At 61.4% G+C, this 19,022-nt stretch carries 15 protein-coding genes; 4 read left to right on the top strand and 11 right to left on the bottom strand.

Going from position 1 to position 19,022, the window contains the following annotated elements:
• Positions 1-66: 66 nt before the first annotated feature.
• Together HU725_RS06260 and ihfB are read right to left on the bottom strand one after the other, a co-directional pair.
• Positions 67-330 carry a LapA family protein gene (locus HU725_RS06260; protein WP_060480353.1) on the bottom strand — a complete coding sequence of 88 codons (264 nt, stop codon included), beginning with the start codon at positions 328-330 and terminating at the stop codon, positions 67-69.
• Between the two features lie 22 nt (positions 331-352).
• Entirely contained in the window at positions 353-649 is a 297-nt protein-coding gene (gene ihfB / locus HU725_RS06255; protein ID WP_012313292.1) for an integration host factor subunit beta, read from the bottom strand.
• Between the two features lie 553 nt (positions 650-1,202).
• On the opposite strand from ihfB, the gene HU725_RS06250 reads away from it, so the two are divergent.
• Positions 1,203-1,658: an REP-associated tyrosine transposase gene (locus tag HU725_RS06250; RefSeq protein WP_186476569.1), complete on the top strand. Its 456-nt coding sequence runs from the start codon at positions 1,203-1,205 to the stop codon at positions 1,656-1,658.
• 170 nt (positions 1,659-1,828) lie between these two features.
• On the opposite strand, the gene rpsA is transcribed toward HU725_RS06250, so the two are convergent.
• The 7 genes from rpsA to mtnA form a co-directional block, all read right to left on the bottom strand.
• Entirely contained in the window at positions 1,829-3,505 is a 1,677-nt protein-coding gene (gene rpsA, locus HU725_RS06245) for a 30S ribosomal protein S1 (RefSeq protein ID WP_186476568.1), read from the bottom strand.
• A 124-nt stretch (positions 3,506-3,629) separates the two neighbouring features.
• Entirely contained in the window at positions 3,630-4,316 is a 687-nt protein-coding gene (gene cmk, locus HU725_RS06240) for a (d)CMP kinase (RefSeq protein ID WP_060480587.1), read from the bottom strand.
• A complete protein-coding gene (locus tag HU725_RS06235; protein WP_186476567.1) occupies positions 4,313-6,553 on the bottom strand; it encodes a bifunctional prephenate dehydrogenase/3-phosphoshikimate 1-carboxyvinyltransferase in 2,241 nt (746 codons plus the stop codon). The genes cmk and HU725_RS06235 overlap by 4 nt, the downstream gene beginning before the upstream one ends.
• A gap of 106 nt (positions 6,554-6,659) precedes the next feature.
• Positions 6,660-7,754: a prephenate dehydratase gene (gene pheA / locus HU725_RS06230; RefSeq protein WP_027918183.1), complete on the bottom strand. Its 1,095-nt coding sequence runs from the start codon at positions 7,752-7,754 to the stop codon at positions 6,660-6,662.
• The gene (gene serC / locus HU725_RS06225; protein WP_186476566.1) at positions 7,754-8,839 is read right to left on the bottom strand and encodes a 3-phosphoserine/phosphohydroxythreonine transaminase; all 1,086 of its coding nucleotides are present in this window, start codon (positions 8,837-8,839) and stop codon (positions 7,754-7,756) included. The genes pheA and serC overlap by 1 nt, the downstream gene beginning before the upstream one ends.
• A gap of 148 nt (positions 8,840-8,987) precedes the next feature.
• Positions 8,988-11,750, bottom strand: a complete 2,763-nt coding sequence (gene gyrA / locus HU725_RS06220; RefSeq protein WP_186476565.1) for a DNA gyrase subunit A — start codon at positions 11,748-11,750, stop codon at positions 8,988-8,990.
• 280 nt (positions 11,751-12,030) lie between these two features.
• Entirely contained in the window at positions 12,031-13,107 is a 1,077-nt protein-coding gene (gene mtnA, locus HU725_RS06215) for an S-methyl-5-thioribose-1-phosphate isomerase (RefSeq protein WP_186476564.1), read from the bottom strand.
• Between the two features lie 112 nt (positions 13,108-13,219).
• On the opposite strand from mtnA, the gene ubiG reads away from it, so the two are divergent.
• The 3 genes from ubiG (at position 13,220) to HU725_RS06200 (ending at position 15,489) form a co-directional block, all read left to right on the top strand.
• Entirely contained in the window at positions 13,220-13,918 is a 699-nt protein-coding gene (ubiG, locus tag HU725_RS06210; protein WP_060480518.1) for a bifunctional 2-polyprenyl-6-hydroxyphenol methylase/3-demethylubiquinol 3-O-methyltransferase UbiG, read from the top strand.
• A gap of 2 nt (positions 13,919-13,920) precedes the next feature.
• Complete coding sequence (mupP, locus tag HU725_RS06205) at positions 13,921-14,592, top strand: N-acetylmuramic acid 6-phosphate phosphatase MupP (RefSeq protein WP_060480519.1); 672 nt, start codon at positions 13,921-13,923, stop codon at positions 14,590-14,592.
• 156 nt (positions 14,593-14,748) lie between these two features.
• Complete coding sequence (locus tag HU725_RS06200) at positions 14,749-15,489, top strand: YciK family oxidoreductase (RefSeq protein ID WP_186476563.1); 741 nt, start codon at positions 14,749-14,751, stop codon at positions 15,487-15,489.
• Positions 15,490-15,606: 117 nt separating this feature from the next.
• Here the strand turns inward: HU725_RS06200 and HU725_RS06195 are convergent, their stop codons facing one another.
• Together HU725_RS06195 and HU725_RS06190 are read right to left on the bottom strand one after the other, a co-directional pair.
• Positions 15,607-16,392, bottom strand: a complete 786-nt coding sequence (locus tag HU725_RS06195; protein WP_060480521.1) for an iron-containing redox enzyme family protein — start codon at positions 16,390-16,392, stop codon at positions 15,607-15,609.
• A 39-nt stretch (positions 16,393-16,431) separates the two neighbouring features.
• A complete protein-coding gene (locus tag HU725_RS06190) occupies positions 16,432-18,888 on the bottom strand; it encodes an EAL domain-containing protein (protein WP_186476562.1) in 2,457 nt (818 codons plus the stop codon).
• Between the last annotated feature and the right edge of the window lie 134 nt (positions 18,889-19,022).

Genomic DNA, 19,022 nt, shown 5'->3' with positions numbered 1-19,022 from the left:
CTATTACTTCATTTCAGAGCGCGGACGCCTAGGAGGAGATTTCCTACATGGTTGTAGGACTAATCATCAATTCTGGCTCAGTGCTGCCTGGCGAGCGGAGGCGCGAATTTTGCGCTTGCTGCGCTGTACACCGTAGGCACCGAGCAGCGGGCCGACCGCTAGGCCAACCACCAGCGCGGCCAGAACCGGCACTGCTACTGGCATTTCTGGTGCAGCCCAGCCAAACAACACCAGCGCCACCGGTTGCTGGTTCTCCAACACGAAGAACAGCACCACAGCCGCCAACAGCAGCACGAACAACGCCGCCAGGGCGCGCTTGAGGTTACGCATCAGAATTGCTCCTTTTTATAACTCAAGGGTGCTCGTGCTCTTCTTCATTGACCCGGTCACGCAGCTCTTTACCTGGCTTGAAGTGGGGCACGAACTTGCCCTCGAGCTCCACCGACTGGCCGGTCTTGGGGTTGCGACCAACGCGCGGTGCGCGATAGTGCAGGGAAAAACTGCCAAAGCCACGGATCTCGATGCGATCGCCAGTGGCCAGGCATTGGGACATCTGTTCAAGCATGGTCTTGATGGCCAGCTCCACGTCCTTGGACGAAAGCAGCCCTTGATGGGTGACAATACGTTCGATCAGCTCCGACTTCGTCATATTTTTCCCTTCGTTATCAAGCAGCTAGATCATTGCTTAATCAGGTTGTAGCACGCTCGGAGGGATTTGAACAGGGTGGTTCTTGACTTAATAAAAAAATTCAAGAATGAAAAGAAAAGAAATATGTCGGGACATGGCTGAGAAGTGCATGGCCTAAGGGGCGGTAGAGGTGAGTGGCGCAAGGGGGATGGCGGTAGAGGTGCAGCGCCTTTGAGATCGAGCGCCGCCCGCGCGGCGCATCGTGAGCTGCGCTCGCTCCTACGTTTGTTTCGGGCCAGTTATTCCTGGGGGATTTGCGCGCGTGCGCCTGGGCGTGTGGCGTGATATCGCGTCGTATTGACCAGGCGGTCGCGCGCACCTGTCACTGGCGTTACTGGCCAGAAACAAACGTAGGAGCGAGCGCAGCTCGCGATGCGCCGCGCGGGCGGCGCTCGATCTCCAAACCACCACACATCTCACGCCATCCACTCACATCCTGAAAACCTCATTCCCATCGCCACGCCAACACCATAACTACGCTGTTCCAAAACACACTCATCTAGGATGATTTGCAATGACCAGACACCATGGCTGTAGGCTTCGCCATGCCCGATGCTCGGTTCCCGGCAGGCTTTATATGCTGACAACCGTTACTCACCAGCGTCGCCCACTGTTTCGCGATCTGCGCTGTGCGCGACTAGTCGTTCATAACCTTCGCCATGCCGAGCAGAAACACCATTGTCGTTCGCTGGCCTGGGTCGTCATGCCGGACCACGTGCACTGGCTGCTCGAATTGAAAGATACGACACTTGGCATGCTGATGCAGCGCTTCAAGTGCCAGTCCAGCAATGCATTGCACAAGGCCGGAATCAAAGCGTCGCCGATATGGCAGGCCGCCTACTATGACCGGGCCTTGCGTCGAGACGAAGATATTCTAAAAGCTGCCAGGTATATCGTTGCTAATCCGATCAGGGCAGGACTGGTCGCCAAGGCCGGCGATTATCCTCATTGGGACGCGGTGTGGGTGTGAAGGGAGGGCGGTAGAGAGACTGCGCCTGGTAGATCGAGCGCCGCCCGCGCGGCGCTCGACCTCAAAACCGCAACCCCCTTCACGCCGAAACCCGCCGCCCAAACACATTTCCAACACGCATAAAAAAAGGGTGGCCCGAAGGCCACCCCTTTTCACCGATCAAACAGAACTCAGTTCTGCTTGGCCATTGCTTCGCGCAGCAGCGCAGCCATGGTGGTATCGGCAGCCGCTTCCGGAGCGTTTTTCAGGCTCTGGATGGCTTCACGCTCTTCAGCGTCGTCTTTCGACTTGATCGACAGGCTGATGACGCGCGATTTGCGGTCAACGCTGATGATCTTGGCTTCGATCTCTTCGCCTTCCTTCAGGACGTTACGCGCGTCTTCAACGCGGTCACGGCTGATTTCGGAAGCTTTCAGAGTGGCTTCGATGTCGTCGGCCAGAGTGATGATGGCGCCTTTGGCGTCAACTTCTTTCACGGTGCCCTTGACGATAGCGCCCTTGTCGTTGACAGCAACGAAGTTGGAGAACGGATCGTCTTCCAGCTGCTTGATGCCCAGGGAGATGCGCTCGCGCTCTGGGTCAACCGACAGGATGACGGTTTCCAGCTCGTCGCCCTTCTTGAAACGACGCACGGCTTCTTCGCCGGTTTCGTTCCAGGAAATGTCGGACAGGTGAACCAGACCGTCGATGCCGCCGTCCAGACCGATGAAGATACCGAAGTCGGTGATCGACTTGATGGTACCGGTGATCTTGTCACCCTTGTTGAACTGGCCGGAGAAATCTTCCCATGGGTTGGACTTGCACTGCTTGATGCCCAGGGAGATACGACGACGCTCTTCGTCGATGTCCAGAACCATGACTTCCACTTCGTCGCCAACCTGAACGACTTTCGACGGGTGGATGTTCTTGTTGGTCCAGTCCATTTCGGAAACGTGTACCAGACCTTCAACGCCTTCTTCCAGCTCAGCGAAGCAGCCGTAGTCGGTCAGGTTGGTAACGCGAGCCTGTACACGAGTACCTTCTGGGTAACGTGCAGTGATAGCTACCCACGGATCTTCGCCCATCTGCTTCAGACCCAGCGAAACGCGGTTGCGCTCACGGTCGAACTTCAGAACGCGTACGTCGACTTCGTCGCCAACGTTAACGATTTCCGATGGGTGCTTGATGCGCTTCCAAGCCATGTCGGTGATGTGCAGCAGGCCGTCGATACCGCCCAGGTCCACGAATGCGCCGTAGTCGGTGAGGTTCTTGACGATACCTTTGACTTGCTGGCCTTCCTGCAGGGTTTCCAGCAGGGCTTCGCGCTCGGCGGAGTTCTCGGCTTCCAGCACGCTGCGACGGGAAACGACAACGTTGTTGCGCTTCTGGTCCAGCTTGATGACCTTGAATTCCAGCTCTTTGCCTTCCAGGTGGGTGGTGTCGCGCACAGGGCGGACATCAACCAGGGAGCCCGGCAGGAACGCACGGATGCCGTTAACGTCGACAGTGAAGCCGCCCTTAACCTTACCGTTGATAACGCCCTTGACCACTTCTTCGGCGGCGAAAGCTGCTTCCAGAACAATCCAGCACTCGGCGCGCTTGGCTTTTTCACGGGACAGCTTGGTTTCGCCAAAGCCGTCTTCGACCGCGTCCAGCGCAACGTGAACTTCGTCACCGACCTTGATGGTCAGCTCGCCAGCTTCGTTGTAGAACTGCTCGAGCGGGATGACGCCCTCGGACTTCAGGCCAGCGTGTACGGTAACCCAGTCGCCGTCGATGTCGACAACGATACCGGAGATGATGGCACCCGGCTGAAGATTGAGGGTTTTCAGGCTTTCTTCAAAGAGTTCTGCAAAGCTTTCGCTCATTTTAATTCCTGTAGATTCGGGCGAAACAGACGCCCATCGCCACATTCCAGACAATGTGGGTTTGTTTTAAGTAAAGGAAAGCGGGCAGGACGTTGACTGGTGCCCCTGCCTGCTTTCCTGGCTATCAGACCAAGCCGCGCTGGGCGAGCTCGTTCCTGATACGTTGCAGCACCTGCTCGATGGACAACTCAGTGGAGTCCAGCTCAATGGCATCGGCCGCTGGCTTGAGCGGGGCCACTGCGCGCTGGGTGTCGCGCTCATCGCGCGCACGAATCTCATCTAGCAGACTCGACAGACTAACATCTTCACCCTTGCCCTTCAACTGCAGGTAGCGGCGGTTCGCACGCTCCTCGGCACTGGCGGTGAGGAATACCTTGAGCGGCGCATCTGGAAACACCACGGTCCCCATGTCGCGGCCATCGGCGATCAGGCCCGGCGCTTCACGGAAGGCGCGCTGACGCTGCAAAAGCGCTGCGCGCACCGCCGGTAGCGAAGCGACCATCGAGGCGCCGGCACCGACGGTTTCGGTGCGGATGACATTGCTGACGTCCTCACCCTCCAGGATGATCTGCTGAAGCTTACCTGGCTCGGCCGCGATGAACTGCACATCCAGATGGGCGGCCAGGGCCTTGAGCAGCTCTTCGTTGGTCAAATCGACGCCGTGGTTGCTGGCGTTGAACGCCAGCAAGCGGTACAGCGCGCCAGAGTCCAGCAGCCTCCAGCCCAATTCACGCGCGAGGATGCCAGCGACGGTCCCCTTGCCCGAACCGCTCGGGCCATCGATGGTGATGACCGGCGCTTGCGAATTCACAGCTTGCCCTCTTCGGCGACGCGGATACCCACATCGGCACACAGTTTCAGGAAGTTCGGGAACGACGTGGCAACGTTGGCGCAATCATGGATGCGGATTGGCGCACTGGCACGCAGCGACGCGACGCTGAAAGCCATGGCGATACGGTGGTCACCGTGGCCATGGACTTCGCCACCACCCAGCTGGCCGCCCTCGATGATGATGCCATCCGGGGTGGGCTCGCACTTGATGCCCAGGGTGACCAGGCCGTCGGCCATCACCTGGATACGGTCGGACTCCTTCACCCGCAGCTCCTCAGCGCCACGTAGCACGGTGCGCCCTTCGGCACAGGCGGCAGCCACGAACAGCACAGGGAACTCGTCGATGGCCAAGGGGACCAGCTCTTCAGGGATGTCGATCCCTTTGAGCTTGGCGCCACGCACGCGCAGGTCGGCCACAGGCTCACCGCCGACTTCACGCTGGTTTTCCAGGGTGATGTCGCCGCCCATCAGGCGCAGGATGTCGATCACGCCGGTACGGGTAGGGTTGATGCCAACATGCTCGAGCACCAGCTCCGAGCCTTCGGCGATGGATGCCGCCACCAGGAAGAAAGCAGCCGAAGAGATATCCGCCGGCACTTCGATACGGGTTGCGGTGAGCTTGCCACCAGACTGCAGCGACGCGACCGGGCCGTTGCTCTGCACCTCGTAGCCAAAGCCGCGCAGCATACGCTCGGTGTGGTCGCGGGTCGGTGCAGGCTCGGTAACGGTGGTGGCGCCCTCGGCATACAGGCCTGCCAGCAACAGGCAGGATTTGACCTGGGCACTGGCCATCGGCAGCGTGTAGGTCAGGCCCTTGAGCTTGCTGCCACCGCGAATGGTCAGCGGCGGGCGGCCATCGGGGCCGGTCTCGACCACGGCACCCATCTCGCGCAGCGGGTTGGCCACACGGTTCATCGGGCGCTTGGACAGCGAAGCGTCACCGATCATGGTCACATCGAACGGCTGGCCGGCCAGAAGCCCCGAAAGCAGGCGCATCGAGGTGCCAGAGTTGCCGACGTACAACGGGCCAGGTGGCGGCTTCAGGCCGTGCAGGCCAACGCCATGGATGGTTACGCGACCATGGTTGGGCCCTTCGATGACCACACCCATGTCACGAAATGCCTGCAGGGTCGCCAGGGCATCTTCGCCCTCGAGGAACCCTTCGACTTCGGTCGTGCCTTCGGCCAGCGAGCCGAGCATGATCGAGCGGTGAGAAATCGACTTGTCGCCCGGTACGCGGATTCGCCCGGTCAGGCGGCCACCGGGTTGGGCCAGGAAAATCAGATCGTTGGCGTTCATAGCGTCCACATAGGCCCGGCGGGCCAGGATTTTACTGAAATGCTCGCGGGCAACCCGTGCACGGGTGAATACACCCAGCAGTTGGTGCCCGTCCCCAGCATCGACCGCGTCGCGCAAGGCGTCGAGGTCGCTGCGAAAAGTGTCCAGGGTGCGCAGGACGGCCTCGCGGTTGGCGAGGAAGATGTCATGCCACATGGTCGGATCGCTGCCGGCGATTCTCGTGAAATCGCGGAAACCTCCCGCAGCGTACCGGAAGATGTCGAGGTTTTCATTGCGTTTGGCCAACGAATCGACCAAGCCGAATGCCAGCAGGTGCGGCAGGTGGCTGGTGGCTGCAAGCACTTCGTCATGGCGCTGCACCGGCATGTGTTCCACATCGGCATCCAGCGCACGCCACAGGCGGTCGACCATGGCCAGCGCGGCCGGGTCGGTTTCTTCCAACGGCGTCAGGATGACCTTGTGGCGGCGGAACAGGCTGGCATTGGCCGCCTCTACCCCGCTCTGCTCGGAGCCGGCGATAGGATGACCAGGAACGAAGCGCGGCAGGCGCTCGCCAAATACGGCGCGCGCCTCGCGCACGACGTTACCTTTGGCACTGCCCACATCGGTGATGATCGCATCGCCAAGCTCCAGCTGGGCCAGGCGCGCCAGCACCTTCTCCATGGCCAGGATCGGCACGGCAAGCTGAATGACGTCGGCGCCGACACAGGCTGCGGCGAGGTCCGCTTCGCAGCGGTCAACCACGCCCAATTCTACCGCCAGCTTGCGCGACGGCGCATCGAGATCGACACCGATCACCTCGCGGCACAGGCCGCTTTCACGCAGGCCCTTGGCGAAAGAGCCGCCGATCAGGCCGAGGCCGACCACAACCAGGCGGTCGATGATTGGCGCGGCTTTGGTTTTTGCTGCATTTACCACTGGTGCGAACCCTGTTCAGAAATCTAGGCAGCCTGTGGGCCCCACGGGGCTGCATTGCAGCCCGTCGCGACTCAAAGCCGCTGCTACAGGGCCCAACTCTGTCGAATCAAAGCACTGCTTTGGGATAGGAACCCAGCACCTTGAGCGCCACGGCCTCCTGGCTGATCTTCTCGAGCACCGCCTTGATCAGCGGGTCACGGTGGTGGCCAACGAAGTCGATGAAGAACACGTAGGTCCACTTGCCGCTGCGCGAGGGGCGAGTTTCGATACGGGTCAGGTCGATACCGTTCTCGTGGAACGGCACCAGAAGCTCATGCAGCGCACCTGGTTTGTTGCTCATCGAGACGATGATCGAGGTCTTGTCGTCGCCGGTAGGCGGCACTTCCTGCTGGCCGATCATCAAAAAGCGCGTGGAGTTGTCCGGGCGGTCTTCGATTTTTTCGGCCAGACGGGTCAGGCCATACAGGTTGGCCGCCATGTCACCGGCGATCGCGGCTGAATTCCACTCGCCCTTGACCCGCTTGGCCGCCTCGGCGTTGCTGGAAACCGCCACACGCTCGACGTTCGGGTAATGCGCATCCAGCCATTTACGGCACTGGGCCAAGGACTGGGCGTGGGAGTAGATGCGGGTGATGCTATTGGTCTTGGTGCTCTCGCCGACCAGCAGGTGATGGTGGATACGAAGCTCGACCTCGCCACAGATCACCATGTCGTGCTCGAGGAAGCTGTCCAGAGTGTGGCTTACCGCGCCTTCGGTGGAGTTTTCCACCGGCACCACGCCGAAGTTGACGGCCCCGGCCGCCACCTCACGGAACACTTCGTCGATAGCCGCCATCGGGCGGCTGACCACGGCGTGGCCGAAGTGCTTCATGGCCGCCGCCTGGGTAAAGGTGCCCTCAGGGCCGAGGTAGGCGACCTTGAGCGGCTCCTCCAGGGCCAGGCAGGACGACATGATTTCGCGGAACAGCCGCGCCATCTCCTCGTTGCCCAGCGGGCCTTTGTTGCGCTCCATCACCCGTTTGAGCACGGCAGCTTCGCGCTCAGGGCGGTAGAACACCGGCTTTTCGCCCTCGGCCAGTGACGCCGTCTTGACCCGAGCCACTTCTTCGGCGCAGCGGGCACGGTCGCTGATCAGCTCGAGGATCTTCTCGTCGAGGCTGTCGATGCGTACCCGCAGGGCCTTGAGTTCCTGTTCGGACATCAACCGTGCTCCTTCTCGAATTCGGCCATGTAGGCCACCAGGCACTCAACGGCCTCCAGGCCCAGGGCGTTGTAGATCGAGGCGCGCATGCCACCCACCGAGCGGTGGCCCTTGAGGTTGAGCAGGCCCCGGGCGTCAGCGCCGGCCAAGAAGGCTTTGTCCAGGCGCTCGTCAGCCAGGCGGAACGGCACGTTCATCCACGAACGGGCGTTGTGGCTGATCGGGTTGGTATAGAACTCGCTGGCGTCGATGAAGCCGTACAGACGGTCCTTCTTGGCGCGGTTGCGTTGCTCCATGGCCTCGACGCCGCCCTGCTGCTTGAGCCACTCGAACACCAGGCCCGAGAGGTACCAGGAATACGTAGCCGGGGTGTTGTACATCGAGCCGTTGTCGGCAGCGACCTTATAGTCGAGCATGGTCGGGCAGCTGCTGCGAGCGCGGCCAATGAGGTCCTCGCGAACGATCACCACCACCAGGCCGCTTGGGCCGATGTTCTTCTGCGCGCCAGCATAGATCATGCCGTACTGAGAGACATCGATCGGGCGCGAAAGAATGTCGGAGGACATGTCCACCACCAGCGGAACGTCGCCGGTTTCAGGTACCCAGTCAAACTGCAGGCCGCCAATGGTCTCGTTGGACGCATAGTGGACGTAGGCTGCGTTCTTGGTCAGTTTCCACTCGTTCTGGCCCGGGATCGCCAAGTAGTCGTAGGGCTTGGCACTGGCAGCGATGTTGACAGTACCGAAACGGCGCGCTTCTTCGATGGCCTTTTTCGACCAGATACCGGTCTCGACATAGTCGGCAGTGGCGTTTTCCGGCAGCAGGTTCAGTGGAATTTCAGCGAACTGCTGGCTGGCGCCACCCTGCAGGAACAGGACTTTGTAGTTGGAGGGGATGGACAGCAGGTCACGCAGGTCCTGCTCGGCCTTCTCGGCGATGGCCACGTAATCGTCGCTGCGATGGCTCATCTCCATCACCGACAAGCCCTTGCCGTTCCAGTCCAGCATTTCGGCCTGGGCGCGCTGCAACACAGCGTCAGGAAGCGCAGCAGGGCCTGCGCAGAAGTTAAAGGCTCGTTTGCTCACATCCACTCTCGCTCTGCCAAATAGTACAAATCTTGATTCGGTTGCTACATACCCTGCAGGAACAGTGGCGCCTGCATCGCGAGCTGCGCTCGCTCCTACACAGTCAAACGGGGCGACCTTGGTCGCCCCGCTCGGGTTTTACACCTGTTTATTCCTGTGGAGCCTCTTCGGCGCCCGCAGCTTCATCATCGGGTGCATTGGCCTCGATACCGTCCTCGCCCGCCTCGATCATGTCGTCGAGCTCGTCCTCGGATGGCTCCTGGATACGCTCAAGGCCCACCAGGGTTTCGTCGCTGGCCAGCTTGATCAGCGTCACGCCCTGGGTGTTACGGCCCAGGCTGGACACTTCACCCACCCGCGTGCGCACCAGCGTGCCTTGGTCGGAAATCAGCATGATTTCCTCACCTTCCTGCACCTGGATAGCACCGATCAGCAGGCCGTTGCGCCCTTTGGTCCCCATGGCGATCACACCCTGGCCACCACGGCCGCGACGCGGGAACTTGGAAAGCGGCGTGCGCTTGCCGAAGCCACGCTCCGAAGCAGTGAGGATCTGCGCGCCGGATTCGGGGATCAGCATCGAAATGATCTGCTGCCCTTTGCCCAGCTTCATGCCCCGCACACCACGGGCGGTACGGCCCATTTGGCGAACCACGCTTTCGGCGAAGCGGATCACCTTGCCGGCGTCGGAGAACATCATCACTTCCTTGGCACCATCGGTGATCGCAGCAGCGATCAAGGTGTCGCCTTCCTTGAGCTTCAGGGCGATCAGGCCACTGGTGCGCGGACGGGCGAATTGCGCCAGCGGCGTTTTCTTGACCGTACCGGAGGCGGTAGCCATGAAGATATAAGCGCCGGTCGGTTCGGCCACCCACTCAGGCGTGTCGCCGTCCTCTTCGTCGATTTCTTCCGGCTCGACGATTTCACCTTCGATGACACCGTCGTCGCCGTCTTCCAGCTCTTCTTCAGGGTCGGCGTTCTGCTGCAGAGCCTCGAGGTCGATCTGCAGCATGGCGGTGATGCGCTCACCCTCCTCCAGCGGCAGCAGGTTGACCAGCGGGCGGCCACGGGCGGCGCGGGAGGCTTCAGGAATGTCGTAGGTCTTGAGCCAGTACACTTTGCCCTTGCTGGAGAACAGCAGCAGCGTGGCATGGCTGTTGGCGACCAGCAGGTGTTCGATGTAGTCCTCGTCCTTGACGCCAGTGGCCGACTTGCCCTTGCCGCCACGGCGCTGGGCCTGGTACGCGGACAACGGCTGAGTCTTGGCATAGCCGCCGTGAGAGATGGTCACCACACGCTCTTCTTCGGGGATCATGTCGCCGTAGTTGAGGTCGTGGCGGGCATCGAGGATTTCGGTGCGACGGGCATCGCCGTATTCGGCACGGATCGCTTCGAGCTCTTCGCGGATCACTTCCATCAGGCGCTGGGCGCTGTTGAGAATGCGGATCAGCTCGCCGATCTGCTCCAGGATTTCCTGGTACTCGGCCAACAGCTTCTCGTGCTCCAGACCAGTCAGGCGGTGCAGGCGCAGGTCGAGGATGGCCTGGGCCTGCTCCGGCGACAGGTAGTACTTACCATCACGCAGGCCGTACTGCTCTGGGAGGTCCTGCGGGCGGCAGGAGTCGGCACCGGCACGTTCGACCATGACCTGCACGGCACTGGATTCCCAGGCCTTGGCGATCAGCGCCTCCTTGGCTTCGGACGGCGTCGGCGAGGCTTTGATCAGGGCGATGACCGGGTCGATGTTGGACAAGGCAACGGCCTGGCCTTCAAGGATGTGGCCACGCTCGCGAGCCTTGCGCAGCTCGAATACGGTACGGCGGGTCACCACTTCACGGCGGTGACGCACGAAGGCTTCGAGCAGGTCCTTGAGGTTGAGCAGGCGCGGGCGCCCGTCGACCAGCGCGACCACGTTGATCCCGAACACGCTCTGCAGCTGAGTTTGCTGGTAGAGGTTGTTCAGCACCACCTCGGGCACCTCGCCACGGCGCAGCTCGATGACGATGCGCATACCGTCCTTGTCGGACTCGTCGCGCAGCTCGGTGATGCCTTCGATTTTCTTTTCTTTGACCAGCTCGGCGATCTTTTCGATCAGGCGAGCCTTGTTCAGCTGGTACGGCAGCTCGGTGACGACGATCTGCTGACGGCCGCCGACCTTGTCGATGTCTTCGATGTGGGAGCGGGCGCGCATGTAGATGCGGCCACGGCCGGTGCGGTAGGCCTCGATGATGCCTTGGCGGCCATTGATCAAACCTGCGGTCGGGAAGTCCGGGCCGGGGATGTACTGCATCAGCTCGTCGACGGTGACCTCAGGGTTGTCGATCAGCGCCAGGCAGCCATCGATGACCTCGCCGAGGTTGTGCGGCGGGATGTTGGTCGCCATGCCCACGGCGATACCACTGGAGCCGTTGACCAGCAGGTTGGGGATGCGCGTTGGCATGACCGCCGGGATTTGCTCGGTGCCGTCGTAGTTGGGCACCCAGTCGACGGTTTCTTTGTGCAGGTCGGCCAGCAGTTCGTGGGCCAGCTTGGCCATGCGCACTTCGGTGTATCGCATGGCCGCGGCGTTGTCGCCGTCGACCGAACCGAAGTTGCCCTGGCCATCGACCAGCAGGTAACGCAGCGAGAACGGCTGGGCCATACGTACGATGGTGTCGTAGACCGCAGTGTCGCCGTGGGGGTGGTACTTACCGATCACGTCACCGACCACACGGGCGGATTTCTTGTACGGCTTGTTCCAGTCGTTGCCCAGTTCGCTCATTGCATAGAGGACGCGACGATGCACGGGCTTCAAGCCGTCACGCGCATCGGGCAGCGCTCGCCCGACAATCACGCTCATCGCGTAGTCGAGGTAAGACTGTCTCAGTTCGTCTTCGATATTGACCGGGAGGATTTCTTTGGCCAGTTCGCCCATGAGAAGCCTGATTCCTTTTTCTGGTGAAACTTCGCAGCTCCATCAAGGGCCGAACGAAGCTCGCCGCCGCAACGCAAAGGGGTGCGACGACTTACGACAAATCAATGAGTTGTAGCATGGATCTGCGCAATGAAGGCCGCCTTCGTGGGCGGTCTTGGAAACTGCCGGATGTTACCACAAAGGCGGGGCGGTGGGGAGATGGGGCGCTGGGGGATGGCGTGCGTTTTGTGGTGCCTGTGGGATCGAGCGCCGCCACCACAACCCTCCCGCCCTACCCTGATCAATGCAACCGCTTACGGCACACCAACTGAGCCAGCTTGGCAGTGTCTGGCCGCTCGACGATGCCGCGCTCGGTAACAATCACATCGATCAAATCAGCCGGCGTCACGTCAAAAACCGGGTTGAACGCCTCGACCTGCGGCGCCACACGGGTGCCGGCGTAATCCAGCAACTCGTCCGCCTCGCGCTCTTCCAGTGGAATGTCTTCGCCGGTGGCCAGATTGAGATCGATACTGGTGCTCGGTGCCACCACCATGAAGCGTACGCCGTGGTGCATGGCGCTGACGGCCAGCTGGTAAGTACCGATCTTGCTGGCCACATCGCCGTTGGCAGCAACGCAATCGGCCCCTACCACCACCCAGGTGATGCCCTTGGTCTTCATCAGATGTGCCAGCGCCGAATCGGCGCACAGGGTGACCGGGATGCCTTCATGGGCCAACTCCCAGGCGGTCAGGCGCGAGCCTTGCAGCCACGGGCGGGTTTCGCCGGCATACACCCGCTCCACCATGCCTTCGAGATACCCGGCGCGGATCACCCCCAGGGCCGTGCCGATACCGCCGCTGGCCAGGGCCCCAGCGTTGCCGTAGGTCAGCAGGGTCTGGGCGTTGCCTTGGTGGCGACGGATCAGCTCGGTGCCGAGTTGGGCCATGGTCAGGTTGGCTTCGCGGTCGCTTTCATGGATTGCGATCGCCTCGGCTTCCAGAGCGGCCAGCACGCTCTGCTCGCCACGCACGCGCTGCAAACGCTCGCGCATGCGGTTCAGCGCCCAGAACAGGTTGGCCGCGGTAGGGCGGGCTTCGGCCAGGGTGAGGAAGTCTTCTTCCAGGTCCATCTCCCAATCCCCACCCTGGGCCAGGCGCTCCTCCAGGGCCAGCACCAGGCCGTAAGCCGCGGCAATGCCTATGGCTGCGGCGCCGCGCACCGCCATGTCGCGGATCGCCTGGGCCACCTGTGTAACCGTGTCGCAGGTCAGCCAACGCTCTTGCGACGGCAGCGCACGCTGGTCGAGCAGGTGCAGGGCGCCGCCTTGCCAGCGCATCCCGGTCACCTTCTCTGCTCCCAAAAGTCGCTCGCGCATCGCCTCTCCCCGTCGTTCGGATATCAAAAGCCGGCGATTATAGCGACCCTGGCCCGCAGACGCTCGGTTATACTGCGTCCCATTTGAAGTGCAAGTTCCAGAGGATTGTTCAATGAGCAACGTCGACCACGCCGAAATCGCTAAATTCGAAGCCCTGGCCCACCGCTGGTGGGACCGCGAGAGCGAGTTCAAGCCGCTGCACGACATCAACCCGCTGCGCGTCAACTGGATTGACGAGCGCGTGGGCCTTGCTGGCAAGAAAGTGCTGGACGTCGGCTGCGGCGGCGGCATCCTCAGCGAGGCCATGGCCTTGCGTGGTGCTCGCGTTACCGGTATCGACATGGGCGAGGCGCCGCTGGCTGTGGCCCAGCTGCACCAGCTGGAGTCGGGCGTCGAGGTCGAGTACCGGCAGATCACCGCTGAGGCGCTGGCCGAAGAAATGCCCGAGCAGTTCGATGTGGTCACCTGCCTTGAAATGCTCGAGCACGTACCCGACCCCTCTTCGGTCATCCGCGCGTGCTGTCGCATGGTCAAACCTGGTGGCCAGGTGTTCTTCTCGACCATCAACCGCAACCCCAAGGCCTACCTGCTGGCCATCGTCGGTGCCGAATACATCCTCAAGATGCTGCCGCGCGGTACCCACGACTTCAAGAAATTCATTCGCCCGTCCGAGCTTGGCGCCTGGAGCCGCAGCGCAGGCCTTGAGGTCAAGGACATCATCGGCCTGACCTACAACCCGCTGACCAAGCACTACAAGCTGAGCAGCGATGTAGACGTCAACTACATGATTCAGACCCTGCGCGAGGAATGAGCATGCGTTTGCGAGCAGTACTCTTCGACATGGACGGCACCCTGCTGGACACGGCGCCGGACTTCATCGCCATCTGCCAGGCCATGCTCGCCGAACGGGGGCTGCCGGCCATCGATGATCAGGCGATTCGCGACGTGATCTCCGGCGGCGCACGCGCCATGGTCGCAGCGACTTTTGCAATGAACCCGGAAGATGAAGGCTTCGAAGCCCTGCGCCTGGAATTCCTCGAGCGGTACCAGCGTGATTGCGCAGTGCACAGCAAGCTGTTCGACGGGATGGGCGAGCTGCTGGCCGACCTCGAGAAGGGCAAGCTGCTATGGGGCGTGGTCACCAACAAACCGGTGCGCTTCGCTGAGCCGATCATGCAGCAGTTGGGCCTGGCCGAGCGTTCGGCGCTGTTGATCTGCCCGGACCACGTGAAGAACAGCAAGCCCGACCCAGAGCCTCTGATTCTGGCCTGCAAAACCCTGAACCTGGACCCTGCCAGCGTGTTGTTCGTCGGCGACGACCTGCGCGACATCGAATCTGGCCGCGACGCTGGCACCCGCACGGCTGCGGTGCGCTACGGCTATATTCATCCAGACGACAACCCTAACCACTGGGGCGCCGATGTGGTGGTGGACCACCCATTGGAGTTGCGCAAGGTCATCGACAGCGCCCTGTGCGGCTGCTGAACTCCGGTCGATGCCCCGGCCCTGAACCCTGCGTGAGCGGGTTCACCCGCGAAAGCGTGAGGCCGGGCAATACCGCCGCCTGATCATGCACAGTCGCGGGTACACCTGCCCCCACAAGGGGCCAGGGACGCCCCGACGAATTCAAAGGACAGAACCATGTTCGATTACACCGCCCGCCCCGGCATGCTCGCCGGCCGCGTCATCCTAGTTACCGGTGCCGGCCGTGGCATTGGCGCCGCCGCCGCCAAGGCTTATGCCGCGCTGGGGGCCACTGTGCTGCTGCTAGGCAAGACCGAAGCCAACCTCAACGAGGTTTACGACCAGATCGAGGCTGCTGGCTACGCGCAGCCTGTGGTCATCCCGTTCAACTTGGAAACCGCCCTGCCCCATCAATACGATGAGCTGGCGGTGATGATCGAGGAGCAGTTCGGCCGGCTGGACGGGTTGCTCAACAACGCCTCGATCATCGGCCCACGTACGCCGCTGGAGCAACTTTCAGGCGAGAATTTCATGCGGGTGATGCATATCAATGTGGATGCCACCTTCATGCTCACCAGCACCCTGCTGCCACTGCTCAAACTGTCCGAAGACGCTTCTGTGGTGTTCACCTCCAGCAGTGTCGGGCGCAAGGGCCGGGCTTACTGGGGCGCCTACGGCGTCTCGAAATTCGCCACCGAGGGGCTGATGCAGACCCTGGCTGACGAACTGGAAGGTGTCGCCCCAGTGCGCGCCAACAGCATCAACCCAGGCGCCACACGCACCGCGATGCGGGCGCAGGCTTACCCTAGCGAAAATCCGCAGAACAACCCGTCGCCCGAAGAAATCATGCCGGTTTACCTGTACCTGATGGGGCCAGACAGCAAGGGCGTGAACGGGCAGGCTTTCAACGCGCAGTAAGTATTGCGTCGCCTGCACCGGGCGCTTGGCGGGTAGCTCCGCTCCCAAGGCCTATACCGCCGTAAAGGCTTTTGTATTTGCTGTAGGAGCGGGTTAACCCGCGAACAACGCAGGGTTTCAGCCAGCTGCCAGAGCCGGGCGCAGGCGCCCTTGCTGGCGCCCTTCGAGCTGCATGCAGCGTTCCAGGAACAGGTACATGCAGTCGTAGCTTTTGCAGATTGCCTTGCGCAACTCGTTGCGCAACCCCTGGGTCGGGTTCTCGCCGGCCAGCGTGCAGATGATTTCCAGCGCCTCCCAGGGGTGTGCATCATCATACTGGGCATGCATCTTCAACCACTTCATCGCCCGCTTACGCTGATCCTCCGGGAACCCCATGGCGTAGGTATCTTCGGCGCACACTACCGCCGACCATTCGCCGGTCGCCCCCTCGATTGCATAGTTGGTCGCCGCCATGGCAATGGCCAGCGACTCGGTGGTGCACACGCGCCAGCACCAGTCGTTCAGGCCATTGAGTTCAGGCGGTACGTCCTGGGCCTGCAGATCGTGCAAGTGAACACCATGGGCCTGGCACCAATGTACCCAGTAATCGGCATGGTTGAGCTCTACGCGAATGTTACGCATCAGCCAACGCCGCGCCATGTCCTCGCCGGGGTGGCGAGCGTAGCGGGTCTTGGTGAGGTTGTAGGCCATGTACAGGGAAAACTGCTCGACCACCGGCCAACCACCGATCAGGTACTGGCGGATCGTCGACTGACGCAGCTGGCCATCACGCAGGCGCTGATAGAACTCGTGCTCGACCACCCGACGCTTGCTTTCGCGGCAGTCCTCGATCAACTGCTGGGCCCACTGGGGATAACTGGCCGGGTCCATCAAGGGCCCGATACGTACGAATGCGTCAATCACTTTCAGCTCCTTGATCCTTGTGATTTAGCGGACGTGTTTTCAGCGAAATGTTCCTGGCGCCCGATGCAGCAAGGGCCGCGCAGCAATCCGTTGGCGCTGCAGACTGTCACAGGTGAACACCTGTGGTCGTTCAATCAAATAGCCCTGGGCGTAATCCACGCCGATCTCCTGCAAGGCCTGCTCGATCAACGGTGTTTCGACGAACTCGGCGATGGTCCGCTTGCCCATGACATGACCGATGTGATTGATCACCTCGACCATGGCACGATTGACCGGGTCGTCGAGCATATCTTTGACAAAACTTCCGTCGATCTTCAAGAAGTCGACGGGTAAATGTTTCAAATAAGCGAATGACGACATCCCGGCACAGAAGTCGTCCAGCGAGAACTTGCAACCTAGGCCTTTCAATTCGTTGATAAAGCGGATGGCACTACCCAGGTTGGCGATGGCACTGGTTTCGGTGATCTCGAAACAGATCATTCGGGGCGGAATGGCGTATTCGACGAACAACCGCTGCAGGTACTCAAGGAATTTGTCATCGCCGATGCTGGTACCCGACAGATTGATCGCGCACATCGCCAGAGGCCCGTCCCGGCCCTCGTCCAGGCACTGGCGAATGACCTGGAACACGCTGCGGACCACCCAACGGTCCAGCGCCGTCATCAACCCGTACCGCTCGGCCGCCGGGATGAAACTGTCCGGGAGGATGGTTCGGCCACTTTCGTCGTGCAGGCGTATCAATATCTCGATATGGCCGGGCCCTTCGCCGGGGTTGAGTGCGGCGATCTCCTGGCAATAGAGGCAGAAGCGGTTTTCTTCCAGAGCCACATGCAGGCGCTGTATCCAGGCCATTTCGCCAAAGCGCATGGACAGCTCGCTGTCGTCGGCATGGTACACCTGCACCCGGTTGCGGCCCTTTTCCTTGGCCATGTAGCAGGCCATGTCGGCAGCGCGCAGCGATGCCTCCAATGTGCACGGCGCCTGGGCCATGTGCACCAGCCCGATACTGACAGTGGTTACGAAGGGCCTGCCTTTCCACACGAAATGCAGGCTCTGCACGGCTTGGCGCAGGCTTTCGGCCAAGCGCTCGGCTTGCTCGGCCGGGCAGTTCTCCAGCAACACCCCAAATTCATCGCCCCCCAGACGGGCCAAGGTATCGCCTTCACGCAGCCCCGACTGCAACACTGCGCAGATGTGCCTGAGCAGTTCGTCGCCAGCGGCATGGCCGCAGGTGTCGTTGACCAATTTGAACTGGTCAAGATCGAGGAACATCAACGAGTGCCTGCCGGTCTGGCGCGCCAGGCCATTGAGGGCCTGTTCGAGGCGATATTCGAACTCGCGGCGGTTGGCCAGCCCCGTCAGGGCGTCATGGGTCGCCTGCCATGACAGGTTGGCGATGTACTGACGCTCCTGGGTCATGTCGTGCAGCACCAGCACGATGCCGGCGACCTGATCGTTATTGATGATCGGCGAGCCGACCAGGTTGACCGACACGGTACTGCCATCCAAGCGCTGGATCAGCCGGGCATGCTCGGCGCCACCTTTGAGGCTGCCGCTGAGCACCTGCTCGACCAACGAGCCGCTCTCGCATTGCTCCTGCTCGTCAAGCAGGCTGAACAGCGCTCCGAGCGGCAGGCCATGGGCCTGGTCAGATTGCCAGTTGGTCAACTGTTCCGCGGCCGGGTTCATGTAGCCGATGTTGCCATCGACATCGGCCGTGATCACCGCATCGCCAATCGACTCCAGGGTGATCTGCGCCCGCTCCTTTTCCTCGCGTAAGGCACTGGCGAACGCCTGCCGCTGGGCCAACAACTTGCTGGAACGGCGCCAGGCAATGGCAATCAGAAACAGCGCGGTCAGCAGATTGGTCACCAACAGTACCCGCAACAGCATGCGCGAGCCTTCGCCCAAGGCATCACTGAATGCTTTGGCAGCCGGCGTGACGCCTTCATTGATTGCCACGATGCGGGCTTTCCATTCGTCGAGCCGAGCTTGGCCAACGTTCCCGGCGGCGAAACCGCTGTGCATCTCGTCAGCCAGAACGTCGAGCTTGTTCAGGTACGCATCGCCAATGTTCCAGTAGTCGATCGCCGTCTGCATGTAGCTGACATGCCGGAAGTTGCGATAGAACCAGATGATGCTGTCGGCATCGTCAGGGTGATTGCCACCTTTGAGCACGGCCTGCCGAGCGCCTGCCAGGTCCGGGCTTGCCTGGTCGAGCAGCTCGCGCAACTCGTGGTCGCCCTGGGGAATGGTCATGACCTGGCGGTAACGCTGGTAGGTACCCTCGTCACGGTCATCGGCATACAGGTTGAGGTAGTAGATCGCGTCTTTCTGGGCCTTGGACCACAGGCTTTCCCCGGCCACATAGGCACGCACAGCCGAAAGCGCATAGAGGCTGAGGCTTCCCAAAAGCACCTGGAAGACGACGACGGCGATGAAGGGCCAAATGATACCCACCAGTCTTGGCGCTTCTAGAGTGCGATTTCCCTTCATTGAGTCCCTGTCACAGAGCAGATAAGACTTGAATCAACCCAGACCAGTTCAGCGTAGGCCATTTGCCATCGACAAGGAGAGGAATATTTAGACCTAAAAGCTGCGGTGCCGCGCAGCCGCAACACCGGGAGCGG

Source organism: Pseudomonas promysalinigenes (genome assembly GCF_014269025.2).
In the GTDB taxonomy this organism is placed as follows: Bacteria; Pseudomonadota; Gammaproteobacteria; order Pseudomonadales; family Pseudomonadaceae; genus Aquipseudomonas; species Aquipseudomonas promysalinigenes.
This window is presented reverse-complemented; position numbering and strand designations above follow the sequence as displayed.